This window comes from Nocardioides pyridinolyticus, assembly GCF_054653575.1.
The window spans coordinates 79467-103398 of sequence record NZ_BAAIFY010000015.1 but is presented as its reverse complement, the minus strand read 5'-3'; the positions used below and the strand labels follow the sequence as shown (position 1 = coordinate 103398).

The 23932-nt window shown below is 72.3% G+C and carries 30 protein-coding genes; 13 read left to right on the top strand and 17 right to left on the bottom strand.

Going from position 1 to position 23932, the window contains the following annotated elements; all coding sequences use genetic code 11:
* A partial coding sequence (locus tag ACYQ0U_RS14370; RefSeq protein ID WP_459974020.1) for a hypothetical protein occupies positions 1-409 on the bottom strand: 409 nt, incomplete at its 3' end.
* A gap of 67 nt (positions 410-476) precedes the next feature.
* Between ACYQ0U_RS14370 and ACYQ0U_RS14365 the strand changes: the two genes are divergently transcribed.
* A complete protein-coding gene (locus tag ACYQ0U_RS14365; protein ID WP_459974018.1) occupies positions 477-1043 on the top strand; it encodes a mismatch-specific DNA-glycosylase in 567 nt (188 codons plus the stop codon).
* On the opposite strand, the gene ACYQ0U_RS14360 is transcribed toward ACYQ0U_RS14365, so the two are convergent.
* Positions 970-1641 carry a hypothetical protein gene (locus tag ACYQ0U_RS14360; RefSeq protein WP_459974016.1) on the bottom strand — a complete coding sequence of 224 codons (672 nt, stop codon included), beginning with the start codon at positions 1639-1641 and terminating at the stop codon, positions 970-972. The two genes, ACYQ0U_RS14365 and ACYQ0U_RS14360, sit on opposite strands and share 74 nt — an antisense overlap.
* 55 nt (positions 1642-1696) lie before the next feature.
* Positions 1697-2944 (bottom strand): glucose-1-phosphate adenylyltransferase, encoded by a 1248-nt coding sequence (gene glgC / locus ACYQ0U_RS14355; RefSeq protein ID WP_459974014.1) that lies wholly within the window; start codon positions 2942-2944, stop codon positions 1697-1699.
* A gap of 37 nt (positions 2945-2981) precedes the next feature.
* Here glgC and glgA point away from each other — a divergent pair, with 37 nt between their 5' ends.
* From glgA to ACYQ0U_RS14340, 3 genes are all read left to right on the top strand, one after another.
* Positions 2982-4187 (top strand): glycogen synthase, encoded by a 1206-nt coding sequence (gene glgA / locus ACYQ0U_RS14350; protein ID WP_459974011.1) that lies wholly within the window; start codon positions 2982-2984, stop codon positions 4185-4187.
* A gap of 234 nt (positions 4188-4421) precedes the next feature.
* Positions 4422-5525 (top strand): HNH endonuclease signature motif containing protein, encoded by a 1104-nt coding sequence (locus tag ACYQ0U_RS14345; RefSeq protein ID WP_459974009.1) that lies wholly within the window; start codon positions 4422-4424, stop codon positions 5523-5525.
* A gap of 450 nt (positions 5526-5975) precedes the next feature.
* Complete coding sequence (locus ACYQ0U_RS14340) at positions 5976-6347, top strand: hypothetical protein (protein WP_459974007.1); 372 nt, start codon at positions 5976-5978, stop codon at positions 6345-6347.
* Positions 6348-6361: 14 nt separating this feature from the next.
* Here ACYQ0U_RS14340 and ACYQ0U_RS14335 read toward each other — a convergent pair whose 3' ends face one another.
* Genes ACYQ0U_RS14335 through ACYQ0U_RS14320 form a run of 4 tightly spaced genes read right to left on the bottom strand, consistent with a single transcriptional unit; the run spans position 6362 to position 9355 of the window.
* Positions 6362-7720 (bottom strand): GntP family permease, encoded by a 1359-nt coding sequence (locus tag ACYQ0U_RS14335; protein ID WP_459974005.1) that lies wholly within the window; start codon positions 7718-7720, stop codon positions 6362-6364.
* On the bottom strand, positions 7720-8217 hold the full coding sequence (locus ACYQ0U_RS14330) for a gluconokinase (protein WP_459974003.1): 498 nt from the start codon (positions 8215-8217) through the stop codon (positions 7720-7722). Before ACYQ0U_RS14330 ends, ACYQ0U_RS14335 begins: the two co-directional genes overlap by 1 nt.
* A gap of 9 nt (positions 8218-8226) precedes the next feature.
* Entirely contained in the window at positions 8227-8817 is a 591-nt protein-coding gene (locus tag ACYQ0U_RS14325) for an alpha/beta hydrolase (RefSeq protein WP_459974001.1), read from the bottom strand.
* A gap of 19 nt (positions 8818-8836) precedes the next feature.
* Positions 8837-9355 carry a hypothetical protein gene (locus ACYQ0U_RS14320; RefSeq protein ID WP_459973999.1) on the bottom strand — a complete coding sequence of 173 codons (519 nt, stop codon included), beginning with the start codon at positions 9353-9355 and terminating at the stop codon, positions 8837-8839.
* Positions 9356-9470: 115 nt separating this feature from the next.
* Between ACYQ0U_RS14320 and ACYQ0U_RS14315 the strand changes: the two genes are divergently transcribed.
* From ACYQ0U_RS14315 to ACYQ0U_RS14285, 7 genes are all read left to right on the top strand, one after another.
* Complete coding sequence (locus ACYQ0U_RS14315; RefSeq protein WP_459973997.1) at positions 9471-10625, top strand: acyl-CoA dehydrogenase family protein; 1155 nt, start codon at positions 9471-9473, stop codon at positions 10623-10625.
* Between the two features lie 10 nt (positions 10626-10635).
* Entirely contained in the window at positions 10636-11769 is a 1134-nt protein-coding gene (locus ACYQ0U_RS14310; protein ID WP_459973995.1) for an acyl-CoA dehydrogenase family protein, read from the top strand.
* Positions 11770-11841: 72 nt separating this feature from the next.
* Positions 11842-12150, top strand: coding sequence for a WXG100 family type VII secretion target (locus ACYQ0U_RS14305; RefSeq protein ID WP_459973993.1), 309 nt, complete (start codon positions 11842-11844; stop codon positions 12148-12150).
* Complete coding sequence (locus ACYQ0U_RS14300) at positions 12150-12452, top strand: WXG100 family type VII secretion target (RefSeq protein WP_459973991.1); 303 nt, start codon at positions 12150-12152, stop codon at positions 12450-12452. Before ACYQ0U_RS14305 ends, ACYQ0U_RS14300 begins: the two co-directional genes overlap by 1 nt.
* A gap of 24 nt (positions 12453-12476) precedes the next feature.
* The gene (locus tag ACYQ0U_RS14295) at positions 12477-13880 is read left to right on the top strand and encodes an RNase A-like domain-containing protein (protein WP_459973989.1); all 1404 of its coding nucleotides are present in this window, start codon (positions 12477-12479) and stop codon (positions 13878-13880) included.
* A gap of 1 nt (position 13881) precedes the next feature.
* Positions 13882-14211, top strand: coding sequence for a contact-dependent growth inhibition system immunity protein (locus ACYQ0U_RS14290; RefSeq protein WP_459973986.1), 330 nt, complete (start codon positions 13882-13884; stop codon positions 14209-14211).
* A 107-nt stretch (positions 14212-14318) separates the two neighbouring features.
* Positions 14319-14939: a hypothetical protein gene (locus tag ACYQ0U_RS14285; protein WP_459973984.1), complete on the top strand. Its 621-nt coding sequence runs from the start codon at positions 14319-14321 to the stop codon at positions 14937-14939.
* Here the strand turns inward: ACYQ0U_RS14285 and ACYQ0U_RS14280 are convergent.
* The 4 genes from ACYQ0U_RS14280 to ACYQ0U_RS14265 form a co-directional block, all read right to left on the bottom strand.
* Positions 14932-15066: a hypothetical protein gene (locus tag ACYQ0U_RS14280; protein WP_459973982.1), complete on the bottom strand. Its 135-nt coding sequence runs from the start codon at positions 15064-15066 to the stop codon at positions 14932-14934. The genes ACYQ0U_RS14285 and ACYQ0U_RS14280 overlap by 8 nt on opposite strands.
* Positions 15056-16078: a glycoside hydrolase family 15 protein gene (locus tag ACYQ0U_RS14275; protein ID WP_459973980.1), complete on the bottom strand. Its 1023-nt coding sequence runs from the start codon at positions 16076-16078 to the stop codon at positions 15056-15058. Before ACYQ0U_RS14275 ends, ACYQ0U_RS14280 begins: the two co-directional genes overlap by 11 nt.
* 126 nt (positions 16079-16204) lie before the next feature.
* Positions 16205-16699: a DUF4234 domain-containing protein gene (locus ACYQ0U_RS14270; protein WP_459973978.1), complete on the bottom strand. Its 495-nt coding sequence runs from the start codon at positions 16697-16699 to the stop codon at positions 16205-16207.
* A gap of 104 nt (positions 16700-16803) precedes the next feature.
* Complete coding sequence (locus tag ACYQ0U_RS14265) at positions 16804-16938, bottom strand: hypothetical protein (RefSeq protein WP_459973976.1); 135 nt, start codon at positions 16936-16938, stop codon at positions 16804-16806.
* Between the two features lie 84 nt (positions 16939-17022).
* On the opposite strand from ACYQ0U_RS14265, the gene ACYQ0U_RS14260 reads away from it, so the two are divergent.
* Positions 17023-17637 (top strand): maleylpyruvate isomerase N-terminal domain-containing protein, encoded by a 615-nt coding sequence (locus tag ACYQ0U_RS14260; protein WP_459973974.1) that lies wholly within the window; start codon positions 17023-17025, stop codon positions 17635-17637.
* A 10-nt stretch (positions 17638-17647) separates the two neighbouring features.
* Here the strand turns inward: ACYQ0U_RS14260 and ACYQ0U_RS14255 are convergent, their stop codons facing one another.
* Positions 17648-18064, bottom strand: a complete 417-nt coding sequence (locus tag ACYQ0U_RS14255; protein WP_459973972.1) for a hypothetical protein — start codon at positions 18062-18064, stop codon at positions 17648-17650.
* 48 nt (positions 18065-18112) lie between these two features.
* On the bottom strand, positions 18113-19096 hold the full coding sequence (locus tag ACYQ0U_RS14250) for an aldo/keto reductase (RefSeq protein ID WP_459973970.1): 984 nt from the start codon (positions 19094-19096) through the stop codon (positions 18113-18115).
* Positions 19097-19205: 109 nt separating this feature from the next.
* Between ACYQ0U_RS14250 and ACYQ0U_RS14245 the strand changes: the two genes are divergently transcribed.
* Positions 19206-20318, top strand: coding sequence for a ScyD/ScyE family protein (locus ACYQ0U_RS14245; protein WP_459973968.1), 1113 nt, complete (start codon positions 19206-19208; stop codon positions 20316-20318).
* Positions 20319-20600: 282 nt separating this feature from the next.
* Here the strand turns inward: ACYQ0U_RS14245 and ACYQ0U_RS14240 are convergent, their stop codons facing one another.
* The 4 genes from ACYQ0U_RS14240 to rlmC form a co-directional block, all read right to left on the bottom strand.
* Positions 20601-21680: an IS110 family RNA-guided transposase gene (locus ACYQ0U_RS14240; RefSeq protein ID WP_459973965.1), complete on the bottom strand. Its 1080-nt coding sequence runs from the start codon at positions 21678-21680 to the stop codon at positions 20601-20603.
* 212 nt (positions 21681-21892) lie between these two features.
* Positions 21893-22432 (bottom strand): hypothetical protein, encoded by a 540-nt coding sequence (locus tag ACYQ0U_RS14235; RefSeq protein ID WP_459973963.1) that lies wholly within the window; start codon positions 22430-22432, stop codon positions 21893-21895.
* A gap of 48 nt (positions 22433-22480) precedes the next feature.
* Positions 22481-22813 (bottom strand): TraR/DksA family transcriptional regulator, encoded by a 333-nt coding sequence (locus tag ACYQ0U_RS14230; RefSeq protein ID WP_459973961.1) that lies wholly within the window; start codon positions 22811-22813, stop codon positions 22481-22483.
* On the bottom strand, positions 22810-23931 hold the full coding sequence (gene rlmC, locus ACYQ0U_RS14225) for a 23S rRNA (uracil(747)-C(5))-methyltransferase RlmC (RefSeq protein ID WP_459973960.1): 1122 nt from the start codon (positions 23929-23931) through the stop codon (positions 22810-22812). Before rlmC ends, ACYQ0U_RS14230 begins: the two co-directional genes overlap by 4 nt.
* Position 23932: the final 1 nt, after the last annotated feature.

The window sequence follows — 23932 nt, the reverse complement described above, 5'->3', positions numbered from 1 at the left end:
CCGGCACCGCGGCGAGCGCGACGGTCGTGACCGGCGCGAAGCACTCCTGGAGCGGCGACGCCACCTTCGCCGGCACGAACGCGCCGTCGTGGTACGACGCGGAGCGCGGTACGTCGCAGCCGATCGCCACCACCTGGGCGGCCAGCACCTCGTCCGCGCCGACCTCGACCCGGCCGGCCTCCCGCTGCACCTTCCCGGCCAGGACGTCGTCGAACTGGGCGGCGTACTCCTGGACCGCGGCGGCGTCGGGCAGCTCGGTGGCCTCGGTGGCCGCCTCGCCCTCCCCGGCGGTCGCGTGCACGAGCACGGGCTCGGCCGGCGCCGGGTGGAGGACCTCCGGCTGGGGATCCTCCTCGCCGCAGGCGGCGAACGAGAGCAGGAGGGCGAGCGCGCCGAGCAGGTGTCGCATGGTGGTGGGACGGTGCCCGGCGGGCGCGGGTTCCGAACATGGCCGGGCCTCGTTGCAGGATGGGGCCGTGGCCCGCTTCACCCGCGCCGAGCTCGAGTCCTACCGTGACGCCGAGGTGCCCGACCTGCTCGGGCCCGACGTCCGGCTGCTGTTCGTCGGCATCAACCCCGGCCTCTGGACCGCGGCGACCCAGACCCACTTCGCGCACCCGGCGAACCGCTTCTACCCCGCGCTGCTGCTCGCCGGGATCATCACCGAGCCGATCAGCCCCTCGGACGGCATGACCGACGCCGACCGCGACCGGCTGCGGGCGCGCGGCATCGGCATCACCAACCTGGTACGCCGGGCCACGGCCCGCGCCTCGGAGCTCACCGACGAGGAGCTGCGCGCCGGCGGGCAGGAGCTGGTCGCGACGGTCGCCCGCGTGCGGCCGAAGGTCGTGGCCGTCGCCGGCATCACGGCGTACCGCGCCGCGTTCGGGGTGCGCAAGGCCGTGGCCGGCCGGCAGCCCGAGCTGCTGGAAGGGGCGAAGGTGTGGGTGGTGCCGAACCCGAGCGGGCTCAACGCCCACGAGACCGTGACAACCCTCGCGGCGGCGTACTCGCAGGCGGCGCGGGCAGCCGGAGTGGTGTAGCCGGGACCGTGGCGATGCCGGTCTCCAGCAGCGCGCGGAGCCGGCGGTCCGCGTCCACGCCCGGCCGGGCGTGGACGACGACGCCCTCCACCGCGCAGCGCACCATGGTGGGCGCGCAGCGCTCGGCGTAGGTGCGCTCGTCGATCCGGTCCTTCAGAGTGAACCGCTCCACCCAGCTCGCCGCTCCGGGCACCAGCTCGAGCGCGTAGCGAGCCTGCAGCCGGGTCGCGCCGTCGGGGGCCAGCTGCTCCGCGCGGAGCAGCCCCGCCGCGAGCACCCGCTGGGTCGTCTCGGGCACCTGGAGCAGCTGGCTGGTCGCGACGGCGACCGACAGCGTGAAGCAGGTGCCCTCCTCGCCCTGCCGACCGACCACGGACGGGATCAGCGGGGTGAGGGCCCGGCGGCCGTCGTCGGTCGTCAGGTCGTTGACGTGGCGGGCGAGCTGCGCGAGCAGCGGGTGGGTGCAAGCGGGATGGTCGCTCCACCGCTCACCGGCCAGCAGCGAGGCGAGCTCCATGAAGCAGGCGCCCCGCTTCGGCGTCCGGTGCTTGCCGCGGGAGAGGACCGGCATTCCGTCGGGAAGAGTCGAAGTGCGCATCGCGACCTCCTGGTTCGAGGATGCGCCCTCCGGTACCCGAGAATCAATGGGCCTGTCAGCCCGGGAAGAACTGGTCCTTCCCCAGCACGGTCAGGCCGTCCTCGACGACGAAGCCGCGTGCCCGGTCGGCCGCCGCGTCGACGCCGATCTCGGCGCCCGGCGGGATCACGACGTTCTTGTCGAGGATCGCGTTGCGGACGACCGCGCCCGCGCCGACGTGGACGCCGTTCATGAGGACCGCCCCGGTGACCTCCGCGCCGGCGTCGATGCGCACGGCGGGAGCGAGCACGGACCGGCGCACCTTGCCGCCGGTAACGACGACACCGGGCGAGAGCACCGCCTCGTCGACCCGGGCCTTCTCCCCCGCGTGGCCCTTCACGAGCTTGGCCGGCGGCTGCGGGCCGTAGGAGGTGTAGATCGGCCAGTCGAAGTTGTAGAGGTTGAAGACCGGCAGCGGCGACACGACGTCCATGTGGGCGGCGAAGTAGGAGCCGAGGGTCCCGACGTCGCGCCAGTAGTCGCGGTCACGGTCGGTCGAGCCGGCCACGTCGTTGTCCTTGAAGTCGTAGACGCCGGCCTGCTGGCGGCGCACGAACGCCGGCACGATGTCGCCGCCCATGTCGTGCTTGGAGCCGATCTCGGTGGCGTCGCGGGTGACCGCCTCGACCAGCGCGTCGGCGTCGAAGACGTAGTTGCCCATCGACGCGAGCACCTCGCCGGGGCTGTCGGGCAGGCCGACCGGGTCGGTCGGCTTCTCGAGGAACTCCCGGATGCGGCCCGGGTCGTCGGGGTGGACGTCGATGACGCCGAACTGGTCGGCGAGCTCGATCGGCTGCCGGATGGCGGCGACCGTGCACGCGGCGCCGCTCTCGACGTGCTGCCTGACCATCTGGGAGAAGTCCATCCGGTACACGTGGTCCGCACCCACGACGACGACGATGTCGGGCCTCTCGTCGCGGATCAGGTTGAGCGACTGGTAGATCGCGTCGGCGCTGCCGAGGTACCAGTTCTTGCCCAGGCGCTGCTGGGCCGGCACCGGCGTGACGTAGTTGCCGAGCATCGTCGACATCCGCCAGGTCTGGGTGACGTGCCGGTCGAGGCTGTGCGACTTGTACTGCGTCAGCACGACGACCTGGAGATAGCCGCTGTTGACCACGTTCGACAGCGCGAAGTCGATCAGGCGGTAGATGCCCGCGAACGGGACGGCCGGCTTCGCGCGGTCGGCCGTGAGCGGCATCAGGCGCTTGCCCTCGCCGCCCGCGAGGACGATCGCGAGGACCTTCTTCCGGGAGTTCGGCGGCATGTGCTCAACCTAGTGGTCGAGCGGTAGGTTCGGCACTGTGCGAGTCGACGTGCTGTCCCGCGAGTACCCACCCGAGGTGTACGGCGGCGCCGGCGTCCACGTCGCCGAGCTGGTCCGCGCGCTGCGCGCGAGGTCCGACGTCTCGGCCCACGTGCACGCGTTCGGAGCCCCCCGTCACGAGTTGGGCGGCGACGAGGAGCTGACGGCGTCGTACCCGGACCTGGCGGAGCTGGCCGGTGCCAACGCCGCGCTGCGCACCCTGGGCGTCGACCTCACGATCGCGTCGGGCTGCGCCGGGGCGGACCTCGTGCACTCGCACACCTGGTACGCCAACTTCGCCGGCCACCTCGCCTCGCTGCTGTACGGCGTCCCGCACGTCGTGTCCGCGCACTCGCTCGAGCCGCTGCGGCCGTGGAAGGCCGAGCAGCTCGGCGGCGGCTACGCGATCTCGTCGTGGGTGGAGCGGACGTCCTACGAGGCGGCCGCCGCGGTCATCGCGGTCTCGGCCGCGATGCGCGACGACGTGCTGGCGGCGTACCCCGCGATCGACCCCTCGCGCGTGCACGTCGTGCACAACGGGATCGACACCGCCGACTGGGCTCCCCGCGAAGACCCCTCCCGGGTGCGCGAGCTGGGGGTCGATCCGGACCGGCCCTCCGTGGTGTTCGTCGGGCGGATCACCCGGCAGAAGGGGCTGCCGCTGTTCCTGCGCGCCTGCGCCTCGCTGCCGCCGGACGTGCAGATCGTGCTGTGCGCGGGCGCCCCGGACACGCCCGAGATCATGGCCGAGGTGGAGGACCTGGTCGCCGGCCTGCGGTCCTCGCGCTCCGGTGTCGTCTGGATCCCCGAGATGCTGCCGCGCGCCGACGTCGTCGCACTGCTCACCGCCGCGACGGCGTTCGCGTGCCCCTCGATCTACGAGCCGCTCGGCATCGTCAACCTGGAGGCGATGGCCTGCGAGACCGCCGTCGTCGCCACCGCCACCGGCGGCATCCCCGAGGTCGTCGTCGACGGCTCGACCGGCGTGCTCGTGCCGATCTCGCAGGCGACGGACGGGACCGGCACCCCGCTCGATCCCGACCAGTACGTCGCCGACTTCGCCGCCGCCCTCACCTCGGTCGTCTCCGACCCCGCGCGTGCTGCCGCGATGGGCCGGGCGGGCCGCGAGCGCGCGATCGAGTCGTTCTCCTGGGACGCGATCGCCGAGCGGACCGTCGAGGTCTACCGCTCCGTCCTCGGCTGATCGCGTCGTCCTGCGGTCGCGGATGTCGGAGGGCTGCGGGTCCGTCCGGGCTGGCCGCCGTGAAGCAGCAAGGGCGGGTGAGGCGGGCTTCGGGTCGACGTTGCGTCCCGGCTTCCTGGCCGCGGATCGGAGCGCGAGATCTTCTTCTGAGAAAGTTCTCCAAAGCGCCCACATGCCGGTCAAAACAAGGGTTCTGAGCCTCTCGCTGTCGGTGGCTAGTGCTTGAGTGGATCCATGACGGCGATGGCGAACCCCCGGCACCGAGTGTCGGTGGCGGTCGCCCACGCGCGCGCCGAAGTGGGGTCGGTGCGGGACTCCTCGGTGTGGTCGATGGACCGCGAGGAGACCACCGCCACCCTGGTCGAGCTGACCCGGCTGCGCTCGGAGATCGACGAGCTGACGCTGCGGGTGGTCGAGCACGCCGACGACGTCGTCATCGACACCTGGACCCACGCCACGAAGCAGACCCGCGCCGCCGTGCGGGGGGCGGAGAAGCTCGCGTTCGCGCTCACCGAGCGCCACCACGTCCGCACCGCCCTCGCCGCCGGCGACCTCCTCACCGACCAGGCCCGCGTCATCGCCCATGCCCTGGACACGCTGCCGAGCGACCTCGACCCGGCCACCGTGGTCAAGGCCGAGCAGCACCTCGTGACCGCCGCCCGGGAGCACGACGCCAAGACCCTGCGGATCCTGGGCCGCCGGCTCCTGGAGGTCGTGGCCCCCGAGGTCGCCGACGCCCACGAAGCGGCGTTGTTGGTGAAGGAAGAGCGCGACGCGGTGGCCGGCACGAGGCTGACCCTGCGCGACAACGGGAAGGGCCGCTACGTCGGGACCTTCGACATCCCCACCTTCCACGGCGCCGCGCTGCTGAAGCTGCTGCTGGGCGACACCGCCAACCGCCAGCAGCACGGACCCTCACGCTTGGGTCGGGCGTTCTGTGAGCTGATCGAGGGCAAGGTCGAGACCACGCTGGTGGTGACCATGACGTATGAGTCCCTGATCGGGGACCTCGAGCAGGCCGGCCTGCTGGAGACCGGGGACAAGATCAGCCCGGCGATGGCCCGCCGGCTGGCCTGCGAGGCGAAGATCCGGCCCGCCGTCCTCGGCGGCAGGTCCGAGGTCCTCGACCTCGGCCGCTCGCGCCGCCTGCACTCCCAGGCCCAACGCATCGCCATCGGCATCCGCGACCGGCACTGCACCGAGCCCGGCTGCGACTGGCCACCCTCGATGTGCCACGTCCACCACGACCACCCATGGGCCCATGGCGGCAAGACGGACCTCGACAACGGACGGCTCCTCTGCCCGAGGCACCACGCGAGGCTCCACCGACGCCAATAGGCCCTCGCTTTTAACGAACGTACGACCACGACGCGGGTGGTGTTTCGAGACAGGCGCCAGGCGCCGCCGGAAGAACGACGCGACCGACCCTGTGGACAGGCGCGCCCGGACGTCGTGCGGCGGGAAGCGTCAACGCATGACCAGCTTCGAACCGACCCGACCGATCGAGACCCAGGCCGACCTGCACCAGGTATGGCCGTCGGCCTCGACGGCACCTCGTCGACGAGCGCGAATCGGGGCACAGCTTCGCGTTCCTGCGGTCGCGCCCCGGTCGCAGCGTCACCGCCGACGACCTCGCCTGGGCGGCGTTCCTGCACGATGCAGGTCGCGTGGCCGGCGTCGTTGTCGAGGTGGTGCACCTGGCGACGGACGAGGAGATCACCCCTTTGCCGCTCGACGCGATCGGGCTCAGCCGGACGGCCTAGGTCGCGGTCTGCCAGAGTGTCGGGTGTGACCACCGGCAGCACCACCGATGCGACGTCGTCGCGACGCGTCGCCGTGGTCGCGGTCGTCCTGGTGCTCGCCGCGGCCGTGCTCGGCTACCTGCTGGGTCGCCAGGACCCGCGCGAGCACGTCGAGGAGGTCTCCTGCCTGTCCACGGCGTGGGCGATCAGCTGTGAGCTCGAGGACGACTGGACGATCGGGTTCCCGGCCCGGGTGACGTGGACCGACGTCCACGGTGCCTGGCACGAGAACACGCGTCCGGAGTGCCTGCCGCCGACCGGCCGTGGCCTCGAGGGCCCCGTGCGGATCACGTGGGTCCCCGTCGACGTCGACGGGACGAGCTGGCGGCAGGTCGTCGCGGTGGCCTGCCTCGACTGAGCTCGACCGGCGGCTCAGATGAAGATGCCGAGGACCAGCACCACGACCAGGCCGGTCACCGACAGCACCGTCTCCATGAGCGACCAGGTCTTCACGGTCTGGCCCACGGTCATGCCGAAGTACTCCTTGACCAGCCAGAACCCCGCGTCGTTCACGTGCGAGAAGAACACCGAGCCGGCGCCGATGGCGAGCACGACCAGCGAGACCTCGCCCGTGGACATGCCCTCGACGAGCCCGATCATCAGCGAGGACGCGGTGATGGTCGCGACCGTCGCCGAGCCCGTCGCCAGGCGGATCAGCACCGCGAGGACCCAGGCGAGCAGCAGCACGGAGATGTCCGCGTCCTTGGCCCGGTCCGCCAGCAGCGTGCCGATGCCGGTGTCGACGAGCACCTGCTTGAATCCGCCACCGGCGGCGACGATGAGCAGGATGCCGGCGATCGGGCCGAGCGAGCTGCCGACCGTCTCGGAGATCTTCGCCCGGTCCATGCCGGTGCCGACGCCGAAGGTCAGCATCGCCACGAGGACGCTGATCAGCAGCGCGACGAACGGGTTGCCGAGGACGTCGCCGACCTGCTGGACGTCGTTCTTCGGGTCTTCGATGACGATGTCGAGGATCGCCTTGCCGAGCATGAGCACCACCGGCAGCAGCACGGTGGCGATGGTGACGCCGAACGACGGGCGGGTGGACTCGTCGCGGCGGTCCGGGGAGTCCCACGTGGCCGGCGCCTCGACCACCACCCAGCGGCCGGCGATGCTGCCGAACAGCGGGCCGGAGACGATGATCGTGGGGATCGCGACCACCAGGCCGAGGCCCAGCGTGACCCCGAGGTCGGCGCCGAGGTAGTCGATCGCGGTGACCGGACCGGGGTGCGGCGGCACGAAGCCGTGCATCGCGGAGAGGCCGGCGAGCGCCGGGATGCCGACGGTGATCAGCGAGACCCGAGCGCGGCGGGCGACCAGGTAGATGACCGGCATCAGCAGCACGAGCCCGATCTCGAAGAACATCGGCAGGCCGATGATCGCGCCGACCGCGGCCATCGCCCAGGGCAGCATGCGCGGCGACGCCCGGCCGACGATCGTGTCGACGATCTGGTCCGCTCCCCCGGAGTCCGCGAGCAGCTTGGCGAACATCGCGCCGAGCGCGATGAGTGCGCCCACTCCTGCCGTGGTGGTGCCGAACCCGGTCGCGAACGACACGAGCACGTCGTTGACGTTCTCCCCCGCGACGATGCCGACGGTGAGGCCGCCGAGGATCAGCGCGAGGAACGGGTGGAGCTTGACGAGCGTGATCAGCACGACGATCAGCGCGATCGCCGCCAGCGCCGCGACGATCAGCTGCCCGCCGGGGGCCACCGGTTCGACGACGTCCATCAGTCGTTCTCGAGTCGCATGGCGTCCACGTACCCCTGGACGATCGCGTCGACACTCTGGTCGACGTCGAGCACCATCCCGTCCTCGTCGGCGGCGAGCGGCTCGAGCGTCGCGAACTGCGACGCGAGCAGCGACGCCGGCATGAAGTGGCCGGGCCGGGCCGCCTGGCGGGCCGCGATCACCTCGGACGATCCCTCCAGCAGCAGGAATCGGGTGGTCGGGGCGAGCCCGCGGATCTGGTCGCGGTACTTCCGCTTGAGCGCCGAGCAGCCCATCACGCCGCCGTCCTCGTGCACCGCGAGCCACTCCCCGACCAGCTCGAGCCACGGGTAGCGGTCGCTGTCGTCGAGCGGCTCCCCGCGGCTCATCTTGGCGATGTTGGCCGAGGGGTGGAGGTCGTCGGCGTCCTCGAACGGCACCCGGAGCCGCTGCGCGATCGCGGCTCCCACCGTCGACTTGCCGGAGCCCGAGACACCCATCACCACGAGGGGACGCATGCCGCCACGCTAACCGAGGAGCGTCTCCACGCAGAACGACGCCGCAGCCCGCTCGAACACCGCGCCGTGGCGCAGCATCGCGTGCCTGCCGCCGGGCACCTCGCGGAGCTCGACGTCGGTACGCCGGCGCAGGTTGGCCACGACCGCACGGGCCCGGTCGAGGGAGGCGACGCGGTCGTCGGTGCCATGGACGACGAGGACCCCCCGGCCGGACAGGTCGGCGTCGTCGTACGGGTAGACCCACGGGTTCAGGGCCACCACGCTCCGCACCGGCTCCTGATCACCGGCGAGCAGCGCGGCCCGGCCGCCGAGCGAATGGCCGACGAGGCCGACCGGCAGGTCGCCGTACCGCTCCCGCACCGCCGCGAGCGCCCACCGGACGTCGTCGACCGGCGTGTGCCGGGTGTCCCAGCCGCGGGAGGAGTTGAGCAGCCGCAGCACCGCGAGGCGACGGTCGGCGCGGGCGATCCGGCCCGCGACCGGCACCATCCGCAGCACGGACAGCTGGGCGGGGTGCACGTCGGGCCGGTTGGCACGGCTGGCGCCGCCGTGGAGCACGAGGACGACCGCCTGTGGGCGCGCGGGCGCCCGGGTGATCACGAGGTGAGGCGAGCCCACGTCAGGGGACGAGGATCGTGAACGCGACGTTGTTGGAGGGCTTGTAGGGCCGCCCGGCCGTGAACGTGAACGTCCGCACCCCGATGTCGGCTCCCTGCGGGCACTCGTGGGCGGACTTGCTCAGGTAGGCCGTGAGGTTCGCACCCGTCGAGTCGTCCCAGTCGACGGTGACGACGGAGGAGATCTCGTCCGGGTCGACGTCCGGGTCGCTGAGCGTCAGGCAGTACACGCCGGTCTTGGGCCGGACCACCTTCGAGAAGCCCTCGGTGCGGGCGCTCTCCAGCGTCGGGCCCTGGCTGACGGCCACGCTGGCGTAGGCGCGGACGCCGAGGTCGGCGGCCACGGAGCCGCGCAGGTCCGCGAGCGCCACCGCCCCGTCGCGGATCTTGGCGCTCGTGATGGCGTCGTCCTTGATGTCACGGGTGCCGATCGTGGCAGCGGCGTAGCCCGCGCCGCTCGCCGCGAGGACGAGCGCCATCGAGGCCACGACGAGGGCCGGAGAGGGAAGGAGTCGCCGCATCGCGCCAGCGTAGGCAGCGCCGACGACGGTTCCGGGGAGCCACACGGGCGGGCCGTCGTACCGGCCGGTAAGTTGGCGGGGTACCCCACCATCCAGGGCGAACCAGGGAGGCCCGATGCAGCTGGCGCTGTCGGCGGAGGATGCCGAGTTCCGCGACGAGATGCGGGAGTTCTTCACCACGAAGATCCCCCAGGAGATCCGGGACGCGGTGCGTGACCGGCGTGAGCTCACCAAGGAGCAGCTCGTCTCGAGCATGCAGATCCTGAACGAGGCCGGCCTGGCCGTGCCCAACTGGCCCACCGAGTGGGGCGGCCAGGACTGGACACCGCTGCGCCGCCACATCTGGCACGAGGAGATGCAGCGGGCCTACGTGCCCGTGCCGCTGGCGTTCAACGCCTCGATGATCGGCCCGGTGATCGCGCAGTTCGGCTCGCAGGAGATGAAGGAGAAGTTCCTGCCGCCGACCGCGAACCTCGACATCTGGTGGTCGCAGGGCTTCTCCGAGCCCGACGCCGGCTCCGACCTGGCGTCGCTGAAGACCCGTGCGGTGCGCGACGGCGACGAGTACGTCGTCAACGGCCAGAAGACGTGGACCACGCTCGGCCAGTACGGCGACTGGATCTTCACGCTCGTCCGCACCAACCCCGACGTGAAGAAGCAGGCCGGCATCTCGATGCTGCTCATCGACATGCGCTCCGAGGGCGTCGAGGTGCGCCCGATCGAGCTCATCGACGGCGGCCACGAGGTCAACGAGGTCTGGTTCACCGACGTCCGGGTGCCGGTCGAGAACCTCGTCGGCGAGGAGGACCGCGCCTGGGACTACGCCAAGTTCCTGCTCGGCAACGAGCGCGTCGGCGTCGCCCCGGTGGGCGCCACGAAGCGGGTGCTCGCCGAGGCCAAGGAGTGGGCCGGTCCCCTGCTCGAGGACCCGCTGCTCGCGGCGCGGTTCGTCGAGCTCGAGAACGAGCTGCTCGCGCTCGAGCTCACCGCGCTGCGCGTGGTCGCGCACTCCGCCGACGGCAAGCCGCACCCGGCCTCGTCGGTGCTCAAGCTCAAGGGCACCGAGCTCCAGCAGGCGGTCACCGAGCTGGTCGTCGACCTGGCCGGACCGGCCTCGCTGGCCTCCGGCGCCGGGGACGACACGACCGACCTCCCGTGGTGGACGCGGCGCTCGACGCCGGTCTACCTCAACTTCCGCAAGGCCTCGATCTACGGCGGCTCCAACGAGGTGCAGCGCCAGATCATCGCCCGCACGATCCTGGGACTCTGAGGGGAACGCCATGGACTTCACGTACGACGAGGAGCAGCAGGCCCTGCGCGATGCCGTCCGCGGCCTGGCCCGCAAGGCGTACGCCGACTTCGAGGACCGGCGCAAGGCCGTCGCCGAGGACCCCGGCTTCAGCGAGAAGGTCTGGCAGCAGCTCGCCGAGATGGGCGTGCTGGGCCTGCCGTTCGCCGAGGAGTACGGCGGCATGGGGGCCGGCGCCATCGAGGTCGGCATCGTCGCCCAGGAGCTCGGCCGGGTGCTCGCGCCCGAGCCGTTCCTGACCTCCGTGGTGCTCGCCGGCGGCCTGGTCGCCGCGGCTGGGTCGGAGGAGCAGAAGGCCGAGCTGCTCGGGGCGCTGTCCTCGGGTGAGTCGGTCCTCGCCTTCGCCCACGCCGAGCCGGGGTCGCGCTGGTCGGCGTCGGCCTCCGGCGTGACCGCCACGTCCTCGGGCGGCTCCTGGACGCTGTCCGGCGTCAAGGAGCCGGTCGTCCAGGGCGCTCGCGCCGACGTGCTCGTCGTGAGCGCGGCCCTGCCCGACGGCGGCACCGGGCTGTTCGTGGTGGACCCCGCGGACCTGACGCGCGAGGGCTACGCCACCCACGACGGCGGCCGGGCCGCGCGGATCAGCTTCGACGGCACCGCCGCGACGCCGCTGGGCGCCGGTGGCGACGCGGAGGCCGTGATCGCCGGCGTGCTCGACATCGGGCGGATCGTCGCCCGCAACGAGGCGATCGGGCTGATGGAGGTCGCGCTCGAGCTGACCTCGGCGTACCTCAAGAGCCGCAAGCAGTTCGGCGTCACGCTCAACACCTTCCAGGCGCTCACCTTCCGCGCGGCCGACATGTACGTGTCGCTCGAGCTCACGAAGAGCATCGTCACCTGGGCGACCATGGTGCTCGCCGAGAACGGCTCCGACGTCGCCGCGGCGGCGGCGCGGGCCTCGCTGCAGGTGAGCCGGGCCGGGCGGCACATCGGCCAGGAGGCGATCCAACTGCACGGCGGCATCGGCATGACCGCGGAGTACGCCGTCGGCTCCTACACCAGCCGCCTCACCGCCCTCGACCACCTGCTCGGCGACGGTGGATTCCACCTGTCCGCGCTGGCGGCCGACGTGGCGTCGTACGACGAGGTCGACGCGCTGCCCTGAGCCGCCCGGGAGTTATCCACAGATGCGAGATGCCTGGTGTCGGACCCGTCCGGCACCGGGCATCGTCGCGTCATGGGCACCCTCACCGCCGACCGCGACGCGTTCCGGGACGCGGTCGCCGGCCTGCACGACGCCGCGGCCCGCCTGACCTCCTGCCGCGACCGGGCCGCGCGCTCGGTCGACGGGCTCCTCGGGTCCTGGCGCGGGCCCGCGTCGTCGGCGTACGCCGCCGGCTGGGACGAGTGGTCCGGCGGCGCCGCGCAGGTGCTCGACGGGCTCGCGACGATGGCCACCCTCCTCGACGCCGTCTCCGCCGACTACGTCGCGACCGACTCCTCGTCCGGGGACTCGCTCTCCCGGCTGACGGCGAGGCTGGGCTGATGGCTCCGCTCCTGTACGGCGTCGACCTCGACGACCTGCTGGCCACCGTCGACGACCTCGCCGACTGCGGCGCGGAGCTCGTCGACCTGCTCGCCGAGCTGTCCCGGCGGGTCGAGGCGCTCCACGTCACCTGGTCCGGCCGTGCCGCCCTCGCCCAGGCCGACGCGCAGGCCGACTGGGAGGCCGGGTTCCGCGCCATGCACGACGGGCTGGCGGCGATGCGGGCCGCGGCCACCACCGCGCACGGCAACTACGCCCATGCCGCCGGCGCGAACCTGCGGATGTGGGAGCAGCTGCGATGAGGCGGTTCCGATGAGGCGGTGCCGATGAGGTTGGCGGTCGAGGGAGCCGGCTACCGGTTCGCGTGCGACGCCTTCGTCGACGGCAACCAGGCGGCGGCGCGGGTCGGCGTCGACCTCTCGGGAGAGCTGGGCGCGTTCGCCGGGATGGCCGGGGACGACGCCACCGCGACCGACTTCGCGGCGTCGTACGACGACGCGGCGACCACCGCCGTCGAGGCGCTCGCCGAGCTCGTCGCCGGGTTCGCCTCGCTGGCGCGCCTCACCGACCGCTCGCTGCGCAACCACGCCGCGGCCGAGCGCGCGTCGGTGCTGCCGGGCTGGCCGGAGCAGGTCGTGGACCCGCCGGCGGGCGCCGATCTCTGCACCGTCGTCCACCTGCCGGGGCCGCCCTCGGCGCTCGGCCGCGACTCCTCCAGCCTGCCCGGCTGGGCGAACACCGTGCTCGACCTGCTCGAAGGCGTCTTCTGGCCCGACGCCGACACCGACCGGCTCCGCGCGGCGGCCGCGACCTGGCGGTCGGCCGGGGGCGCGGTCGGCCTGCTCACCGACGCCTGTGCCACGGCGCTCGCCGAGCTGTCGCTCGAGGTCTCGCCGGAGATCCCGCTCGCCATCGCCACCACCGAGGACCTCCGCGCCCGCATCGAGTCGCTCGCCGAGCAGCTCTCCGCGCTGGGAGCGGCCTGCGAGGAGTACGCCGCCCACGTCGACGCCAAGCGCGCCGAGATGCTCGACCTCCTCGAGCAGCTGGCCTGGGAGCTCGGCATCGGCGCCGTCGCCTCCGGCGCGCTCACGTTCCTGACCGCCGGCGCCGCGGCCCCCGCCGCCGGCGCCGCCGGCGCCGCCCGGCTCGCCGCCACCAGCCAGCGACTGCGCGGGATCCTCGAGTCGCTCGGCCTCCTCACCCGCGGCACGTCCAGCACGGTGCGCCCGGTCGGCGCCGCGCTCCGGGAGTCGCGGGCGTACCTCGCGCGGCTGTCGGCCGCCCGGACCGAGCGGGGCAGCGCGAACCTGGCGTCCTACTTCTCCCGCCGCCGATGGGAGCCGGGCTGGCTGGACGCGCACGAAGCCGGTCGCCGCGGTCACACCATCAGGGACCACGTCGGTAAGTCGGCCGAAGAGATGGCGGACCGACTGGCCCGGAAGCCGTCCCTGACGAGGACGTCGACCTTCCCCGACAAGGCGACCGCTGAGCGAGCGGCAGAGGCCGTGTTCAAGGCGAACGCGCGACAGATCCGTGCCTGGCTGGCATCTGGCACCGGCAAGGAGGACTTCGTCGCGAACGTCGGGGAGGATGTGGGGTATGTCCTCGTTCGCGGCGCAAGCGAGCGGGTCACCGCGCAGCACGCGAGGATCGTGTTGATTCGCGACGATTCGATGCCGGAAGGCTGGCGCTTGCTGACCAGCTTCCCCGAGATCGCAGGAGGCTGACGTGACCAGGAAGCCAGCGCTGGCGACGCTTGTCGGCGCCTACCTCAACCAAGACGTCTACGACTTCTACCCGGACGAGATGGCCGCTGTCGACGACTTCGTCAAGCTCGACCCGCAGGGTGCTAACGAGCTCCCGGGAGAGATCGATGAGGTCCTGGAAACGCGTTCCGACACACAGATCGACGCACTTCTCATCAGCTACGGCATCGGCTTCGTCCCCGGCGAGCTCGGCTACCGCGGATGGCTCGCGAAGATCGCGGACCGGGTCCGCGCCAGCTCTCCGACTCGCCCAGCCGCTCCCGAAGCCGGTCGCGGACCTGCTCGGGCGTGAGCTGCGCGCGTTGGCGCTGGTCACGCGCGATGATGGCCCCGGTGGCGGCCACTCCGGCCACCCCGGCGAGACCGAGCCACTTCCACAGCTTCACGAGGACTCCTCCCATGACTCCCACGACCGGCAGCCGACTGAGCCTCGACGAGGCGGTCGACCTGACCCGGACCGGCGACCTGTGGCTGTTCCGCGGCCGCTCGACCGCCGACCACGCTATCCGCGTTCTCACCAACGCGCCGGTCAACCACGTCGGCATGGCGGTCGTCCTCGACGACCTGCCCCCGCTGATGTGGCACGCCGAGCTCGGCAAGGGGCTCCTCGACGTGTGGACCAACAGCCACCACCGCGGCGTCCAGCTGCACGACCTGCGCGCGGCCGTCGAGCAGTGGACCGGCCGCTACGAGCAGCAGGCCTGGCTCCGGCAGCTCGACGGCGAGGTCACCCGCGAAATGGAGGACGCCGTCATGCAGACGATCGCGCGCCTCGACGGGACGCCCTTCCCCTCCACGGCCAAGCTCATCGGCCGCTGGGCGCGTGGGCGGGTCCGGCAGTCCGCGCCGGCGGAGCTGACCTACTGCGCGGAGGTCGTCGCGGCGACGTACGAGGCGATGGGGCTGCTCGACGGCGACCGCCCGACGAACTACTACGACCCGGGCAAGTTCTGGTCCGGCGACGACCTCGAGCTGCTCCGCGGCGCCCGGCTCGGCGACGAGATCCGGGTGGTCACCTGAGGTAGCGGTCCACCACGACCTGCGGCTGGTCCACCGGCGCGCCCCGCTCGATCGTCCATGCCAGCCGCACCAGCCCGGCGTGCGACCATGTCAGCGGCGTGGCCGCCCGGGTCCCCTCACCGGCCACGCAGCACGGGTTCCCGGTCGGCGGCCGCCCGTCCCAGACCTGCTCGGCGAGCATGTCCGCCGGACCGGCAGCCGCGGCCGAGGGTGGTGTGGGTGCCCGGCTCGGTGATCGTCCACTGGCCGCCGGTCCGCGTCTCGCCGTACCCGTCGCGGGTGAACCGCCGCCAGAAGGGGCCGTTCGGCGTGTCCACCTTCAGCTCCTCGTCGACGACGTCGAGGCTGTTGACGACCGCCGGGTCGTCGGCGGGCAGCACGCCGAGCCGCACCAGGTCGAGGAAGCTCGGGCCGACGACCGTGCGCTGGTCGATCGACTTCGGTCCGCCGTCGCCCATCGCGTAGGGGCTCGCGGTGTTCGGCTCGCGGTTCTTGGTGAGCCGCAGGAAGTACGGGTCGTCGGACAGCGGCCCGTTGGACGTCACCGTCCAGTCCTTCACCTTCGCCTGCCACCGGTCGGCGACCTCCAGCCACCGCTTCGCGAGCGCCGGCCTGCCGCGGTCGCGCGCCATGTCGGCGGCGCACACGAGCCCGACGATCTGCGTGGCGATCGAGTTCGGCGAGTAGCCCGCCTGGTTCTCCCACCGCTCCTGAGGTGAGTACGGCGCCCGCCGGCCCGTCTCCTCGTCGCGGAAGTCGACGAGGAAGTCCGCCGCCTTCCGCACGCCGCGCCAGGTCCGCTCGTCGTCGGTGCCGGTGAGGTGGGCCAGCGCGATCGGCAGGGCGACCTCGTCGAGCTGGAGCTCGCCCCACACGGGCTTGCCGGCGACGTCGGAGTTCTGTGGGAACGAGCCGTCGCTCCTCTGCTGGGTCCTGAACAGCCAGCGCACCGCACGCCGGGCGGCCGAGACGTTGCTGCCCGTCGTCCGGGCCGTGCCGAAGGCGGCCTTGTCGGCCTCGGTCCAGTGGTCCAGCGGTCGCGTCTCCGCCGCGACCTCAGCGGTGCTCTGGTCGGACAGGACGGCTCCGGTCACGGCGACGGCGAGTGCCGTGGCGCCGGCCACGAGTCTGAGGGCCATGGCCTCGACGTACCCCGTTCGTCCACACGCATGAACGGGTCGCGTCGACCGGCCCCCTGAAATGCCGAAGGACGTCATACGAGCTGGTCGCCGGAGCAACCACCTCGTATGACGTCCCGGCGAAGATCAGGCAGTCGCGCCCTGGGACTTCCAGTACTCGTTGAGCGCGCCGTTGGTCTTCACGAACCACACGATCGCGCCGACGAAGAACAGCCAGCCGAGGAGCAGGAACCACAGGCCGGTGGACGCGGAGACCGGGGCCTGGCGGCCGTCGCGCTGGTAGAGCTTCCCGACCTCGGAGGAGGAGAGGAACGGGCTCACGACGCCGGCGAAGATCGCGAGGATCAGCGCGACCGGGCCGCCGACGCCCTCGCCGGTGTGCTGCTTCATCTCGTCGTGGGTCTTGTAGTACCAGACCCAGCTGTAGACGCCCAGGGTCACGATCGTCAGCAGCACGCAGGTGCCGGTGCTGCGGACCTTGCCGACCGGCCCGGTGGACGGAATGGGGCCGGCGACAGGCGCTGCCGGGGCTGCCGGGGCGGGCACCGCGCTGGCAGCGTACGGCGGCGGGACGGACGAGGCGGTCTGCTCGGCCGGGACGGACTCGTTGGTGTCGGTCATCGGGATGTCACTCCTGGAGAAACGGAAAGGTCGCCCGAGGCTAGGTGCACCCCGCCCGCGGGGACGGAGGAATCGCCGCTGGACTGGACCGGAACCCGATTTCCTCAGCGTCGCCGCAGGAACCGCAGCTCGACCTCGATCTGTGCCTGCTGCCGGCGCCGGAGCTCGCCGAGCCGCAGCTGCTTCTCCTCGGGAGTCAGCGCGTGCCAGGTGCGGCGGCGCTCGAGCTGCTGGGTCATGGGCCCATCGTGCCCGCCGACCCTGAGCACGCCCTACCGATTAACTGTCAACCAGTTGTCAGCGTCGCAGGCGAGAATCTCGGCATGGACAGCCGCACCACCTACGACGCCGCCGCCACTGCCTTCCTCGCGCTGGTCGAGCAGATCCCGCCGGAGCGGTACGCCGGACCGGGGCTCGGATCGTGGGACCTGCGGGCCCTCGTCGGACACACCGGACGCTCGTTGGTGACGGTCGCGGAGTACCTCGCGCCCCGGGCCGAGCAGGTCGAGGCGGAGACGCCGGCGGCGTACTTCGCGCAGGTCAGCCGCATCGTCGGCCACGACGACGGCGCGATCGCGGCCCGCGGCGTGGCCGCGGGCGAGACCCTCGACGAAGACCCGGTGGCCGCGCTGCGGGCGTCGTACGCCGCCGCCGCGGCCGCCCTCGACGGGCTGGCCGGGACCGACCCGGTGGTCCGCACGATCTGCGGCGGCATGCGGGTCAGCGACTACCTGCCGACCCGGGCCTTCGAGCTGACCGTCCACAGCCTCGACATCGCCGCGACGACCGGGATCGCGTTCGCTCCCCCGCCGCCCGCGCTGGCCGAGGCACTCACCGTCGCCACCGCGAGCGCGCTCGACCTGGGCCTCGGCACCGACGTGCTCCTCGCGCTCACCGGCCGGCGGCCGCTGCCCGCGGGCTGCTCGGTCGTGCCGTGAGTGCGTGCCGCTACGCAAGGGACCAGACGCCCGGCTTGCCCTTCTCCATCTCGCCCTCGGCGATCAGCGCCTGGCGGGCCCGGCGGGCGGCGTACCGCCACCGCAGTTCGCCCTCGGGCGTGGTGCCGTGGTCGGCCTCGGTCAGCCGCTCGGCCATCCGCTCCTCGAGCCGGCGGAAGAGCTCCTCCTGCTCGAGCTCGCCGCCGGAGTCCTCCAGCACGGCCAGGATGTTCGGCATGAACGCCTCGGGCGGCGTCCACTTGCGCGGCACGCTCCGGGTCGGCGCGGCCTTCTTCACGACCGGCTTGCTGGCCCGCGGCGTCGAGGTGCGCGCGGTCGCCCGCGGCGGGGGCGGCGCGGGTGGGTTGCCGTGGATGCAGGTGGACTTCGGAAGGTCACACAGGTCGCAGTAGTCCTCGGCGCTCATCGAGACCAAGCCTAGGAGGTGTCCCCAGGCGTCCTCCAGGGAGGTCGCCTACCAGCGGTCGTGCACGGCCGCGCGGAAGTGGCGGTCGTAGAGATCGCGCACGCCGTCGAGGAACGCCGACGGGAGCGGGTCCGCGTCGCCGGCGGCGGCGTTGGCCCGGGCCTGCTCGGCGTTGCGGGCGCCCGGGATGACCGTGGTCACGCCCGGCTGCTGCCAGACCCACGCCAGGGCGACCTCGGCCGGGCTGAGGCCGGTCGGGCCGACGGTGTCGATGAGGTCCGCGAACTCCTGGGCGGCCCGCACGCCGGTGGCGAAGTCGACACCGGAGAACGTCTCCCCCACGTCGAACGCCTCGCCGTGGCGGTTGTAGGTGCGGTGGTCGTCGGCCGCGAACGTCGTCGACTCCGTGTAGCGCCCCGACAGCAGGCCGGAGGCCAGCGGCACCCGGGCGATGATCCCGACCCCGGCCTCCGCGGCGGCGGGCAGCACCTCGTCGAGCGGCTTGAGCCGGAACGCGTTGAGGATGATCTGCACCGAGGCGACGTTCGGTCGCGCGATCGCCGAGAGTGCCTGGTCGCACGTCTCGACGCTGACGCCGTACGCCGCGATGACCCCCTCGGACACGAGTGTGTCGAGGTCGTCGTAGGTGCGGTCGGCGTCGATCACCGCGGACGGCGGGCAGTGCAGCTGCACCAGGTCGAGCGTGTCCACGCCGAGGTTGCGGCGCGAGCGGTCGGTCCAGGCGCGGAAGTTCTCCAGCGAGTAGTTCTCCGGCACCTGGTCCATCCGGCGCCCCATCTTGGTCGCGACGGTGATGCCGGGGTGCGTCTTCACGAACGTGCCGATGACCTGCTCGCTGCGGCCGTCGCCGTACACGTCAGCGGTGTCGAAGAACGTCACGCCGGCCTCGACCGAGCTCTCGAGCACGGCCAGGGCGTCGGCCTCCGAGACGTCGCCCCAGTCGGCGCCGAGCTGCCAGGTGCCGAGCCCGACGACCGAGGCGGACGAGTGGGCCAGGGTGCGCTGCTCCATGGGCGCGAGTCTGACACGCAGCACCAGCGCCGAATTACCCGATGTTGGCGTCGCGGCGCCGGACGTGCGCCGACTTGGCTGGTGCCACCCATCACACGGGAGGAATCACATGGGACATCTTCGTCACCTCGGGGCCGCCCTGGCGTCGGCCACCCTCGCCCTCGGCACGGTCGCCGCCTTCGGCCCGACCGCGACCGCGGGCGGGTCGCACCATGACCTCGACGACCTCGACTCGGTGCTCGAGGGCCTGGACGGCCCGCGCGGCGTCGACGCCCTCGGCCACGGCTGGACCGTCGTCACCGAGACCGACGGCACCTTCAGCCTCGTGATCGAGCGCCGCAAGCACCACCACCACCGCGGCCACGGCACCGAGCCCAGGGTCATCGATCTCGGCCAGGTCCCTGCAGGCTTCGTCGCCCCCGCGGTGTCGGTCGGCAAGCACCACACCGTCTGGGTGCTCACCGTCGGCGGGGAGGACGAGGGCGCGGCGACGCTCTACCGCTGGCGCCGCGGCTGGGACGCCCCGGAGGCCTTCGTCGACATCGCGGCCTACCAGGCCACCGACCACGACCCGTACGACCTCGAGGACAGCCCCGCGGAGAGCAACCCGTTCGGCGTCGCGGCGCTGCGCAACGGCTCGGTCCTGGTCGCGGACGCGGCCGGCAACGACCTGCTCCGCGTGATGCCGGACAGGTCGATCCACACGGTCGCCCGGCTCAAGCCGCGCACCGTCGAGATCCCCGAGGACCTGCCGGGAGCCGGGACGACCATGCCGGCCGAGGCGGTCGCCACATCGGTCACCGTCGGCAAGGACGGCTACTGGTACGTCGGCGAGCTGCGTGGCTACCCGGCCACGGCGGGCACCTCGGAGATCTGGCGGATCAAGCCCGGCACGCGCGACGCGGTCTGCGACCCGGAGAAGCCCTGGAGGGGTGCCTGCAAGCGGTTCGCCGACGGCCTGACGTCGATCGTCGACCTCGGTGCCGGCCGACGCGGGATCTACGCGGTCACGCTCTCGAAGATGACCTGGCTCGCCATCGAGGCCCCGGAGCCGGTGCCCGGCTCCGACATCGGCGGCCTGTTCCTCGTGAAGCGGCACCATCGCATCACCGAGCTGGTCCCCGACCAGCTGATCCTGCCGGGCGGCGTCGACGTCGCCGACGGGACGCCGTACGTCGTCGGTCCTGTCTTCGGACCCGGGTCGCTGGCCAGGATCGACTGATATGTGGGGCATTCCTGTCAAGGGCAGGGTGAGGCGCCGTCGGGTCGGTTGACCTGACGGCGCCTCGCTTGGTCTGGGTGCCGGTGGCTGCGCAGCGTGTCTGTGCGACGCGCGGTCGAGACTGATATGCGCGGGTTGGTTACCGCAGGACGGCGTTCGGCAGGAGCGCTCCGCTTCTCTGAGGTCGAGCGTCACGAGCCGGGCTCGTGGCTCACAGTCGAATCGCGGGTCGGCTCCTCGCGCTGCACGCAGGGACCGGTTCCAGACCAAGTCAGGGTCGGCTCACTCCAAGGTGGCCAGGGACCAGCACCAGCCGGCGAGCTCGCGGGCGATCGCGGTGTTGGCCACGGTGTGCTTCTTGCGGCGGGCGACGTACTTGGTCCACTGGTGGTGCAGTCGTTGGTTGCCGAGATGGCCACGGGCTCGAGCCGACGGTGTGGCCTGGTCCCAGCGGGCCCTCATGGTCGGCCCGACGGTATAGCGGGCCTTGTGGTGCCAGGCCGCCTCGACGAGCAGGCGACGGGCGTGGGAGTTGCCGGTCTTGGTGATCGCGCCTTGGCGTCGGGAGTCACCGCTGGAGTGCTCAGATGGCACCAGACCGAGGTAGGCGCCGATGCTGGCCCCGGTGAACCGGTCCCAGTCGCCCAGCTCGACCGCGAGCGCGAACCCGGTCAGCGTGGAGATACCTCGCAGGCAGCACAGCCGGCGCGTCACGGCGGTGAACTCGCTGTCCGCAGCCATCGCCGCGATCGCGGCATCGAGGCGGGCACGTCGCGCCACAGCGAAGTCGACGGCTTCCCGGTCGGCCTCGTAGGCGGCCTGGGTGGCTGTCTGGTCGAACCGGATCGAGTTCAGCCACGTCGTGTGCTTCCCAGTCCAGGCGTTCCCGCCGTAGTACACGTGACCGTGGCGCAACAGCAGCTTGGACACCCGATGCCGGGCACGCATCAGATCGCCGCGGACGTCCTCACGGGCCCGGACCAGGTCCCGGGCGGACTCCTCGCTGACGCTCGGGACCCGCACCGGCACGATCTGCCCGACCTGAAGCAGCTGGGCCAGCAGCAGGGCGTCCTTCGCGTCGGTCTTGACTCGATCGCCGGGCGGCCGGGTCAGCTTGGACGGTGCGGCCACCTCGCAGCGGATCCCGGCTGCGGTGATGGCTCGGTACAGCCCGAACCCGGTCGGCCCGGCCTCGTAGGTCACCGCCACCGGGCCAGGCATGCTGCGCAGCCACTCCACAACCACCGCGCTGCTCGGAACCAGCCGCTGCTTGAAGACCTCACCGGTCACGGCGTCCAGACCGGCCGCCACGACCGACCTTGCGTGCACATCCAGCCCGACACTCGTACGCTCAGAAAACACCGGGGCCTCCTATGCCTGTGGATAGGTCGAGCAGGCTGCTCCTGCCCGACAACCCACGTACATGCATGTGAGAGGCCCCGGCCTGCAACCCCTCAACCCGAGGCGGTCACCTCATACCGTCTGACGGGCGAGCCGGTCTGGTGTCAGTCCCGGTCTCGACACCGGACCGGCTCGTCAGGGCACGGGCCCTCCAGCGTCACCACCGCCACCGATCAGCCCGCGGAGGACAGGACCCTCTTGGTCAGCCGGTCCGGCCCGGGCACGTTGTCGACGGTGCGCCTGGGCTGGTCGTGGACGAACGACCGGACGGAGACCGAGAAGGTCTCCGACGGCGCCAGACAGCCCGGGTCGAGGCGGACGACCGACCTCTTGCCGGTCATCCGCAGCTGCACGCATCCGCGGTCGCTGATGTCGCGGCCGTGGCCGTCGAAGCCGCGGGCCTTGTAGACGGCGTACTCCGAGAACGCGTAGCCCGTCAGGTAGATGTCGGGGCTGCGGTCGCCGTCGGTGTCGAACCACATGTCGATCCCGTCGCCGGAGTCGACCCGGCGGTGGTGCCGCACGACGACCGAGGCCTTCTTGCCCTCGGCGGCCGCGGCCGTCAGCGTCACCGACACGACGTCGTACGCCTTGCCGGGCTCGACCGCGTCGGCGATCGTCCGCTCGGACGGCACGGCCGCCGCGGCCGGTGCGGTGGATGCGGCGGCGGCGAGCAGGGCGACCGCCAGGGCGGGGAGGAGCACTGGGCGCATGCCTCGATTGTGCTCCCCCGGCAAGCGACGGGCCGACATCGGCGGCGGCTAGGCGCACCCCACGCACGTGGCGGCCGCCGGCCGCACCTCCAGCCGCTCGGGCGGGATCGCTCGGCCGCACACCGCGCAGACGCCGTACGTCCCGGCGTCGAGGCGCCCCAGCGCCGCGTCGACCTGCTCGAGGTGCTCCTCGGCCTGCCACACCAGCGCGCCGACCTGGGAACGCTCGAAGGCGATCGTCGCGCCCTCGGGGTCGTGCTCGTCGTCGGCGTTGCTGTCCTTGGACGCCTCCACGAAGCCGCGGTAGTCGCCGCGCAGCGCCGCCAGCCGGGCCGACGTACGCCGCCGGTCCTCCTCGAGCAGCGCGCGGTGATCCGTCACGCCCGCTCCAGCAGCACGAGCACCTCGTAGTGCAAGGTGTTCGGGAACATGTCGAGCAGCCGGCCGCGTACCGGCCGCAGCGACGGCATCGCGGCCAGGTCCTTGGCCAGCGTCTGGGCATTGCAGCTCGAGTAAAGGACGTGGCGCACGCCCGAGGACTCCAACCACCCGCTCAGCTCCTCGCCGATCCCGCGTCGTGGTGGGTTCACGACGACCAGGTCGGGCGGCGCGCCCGCCCCCGCGGCGTACGCCGTCGCGTCGCCGGCCTCGAACCTGGCCCTCCCCGCGGCCGAGAGCGTCGCCGACGCCACGGCCTCGGTGCTGATCTCGATGCCGGTCACGTCGACGCCGGTTCCCGCCACCGCGAGCGCGAACCCCCCCACGCCGCAGTAGAGGTCCCACACCGTGCGCGGCGCGACGTCGCCTACCCAGGCGCGCGCCAGCCGGTAGAGCTCGCCGGCCATCGCGGTGTTGGTCTGGAAGAAGCTCTGCGGCCGCAGGTGCAGGTCGAGGCCGGCGACCCGCATGGTCAGCGTCTCCTGCTCGGTCAGCGGCAGCTCGCGGTCGCCCTCGAGGACGGCCTTGTGCTCGGGCTGGAGGTTCACCGAGGCCACGACCATGGCCGGCAGCGACTCCCGCAGCCACGGCAGGTGCTTGCGGATCCGCGCGACCGGCTCCTGCGAGCGCAGGACGAAGCGCACCATCAGCTCGCCGTCCGGCGACTCGGTCACCAGCAGGTGCTTGAGCTCACCGCGGCGGGTCGGCACGTCGTAGGGCTCGATCGCGGCTCGCGTCACGAACCTCGCGAGCACCGGCAGCGCCGCCCGGATGCCCGCGGTGTGCAGCGGGCAGTCGCGCAGATCCACGCCGGAGCCGGCTGGGTTCAAGATGCCGAGCGTCGGCGACTCCGCGGTCCCGTGCACGACCATCTTGGCCTTGTTGCGGAAGCCGAGCTGCGCGCTCGCCACCGCCGGCTCCCACGGCAGTGGCGGCAGCAGCTCCTCGACCTGGCGCTGCTTGGCGACCAGTTGGGCGTCGTACGGCGTACCGAGCCAGGTGCACGACCGGCACCGGCCGGCCTCGAAGTGGTGACACAGGCTCTGCTGACTTCTGGGCATG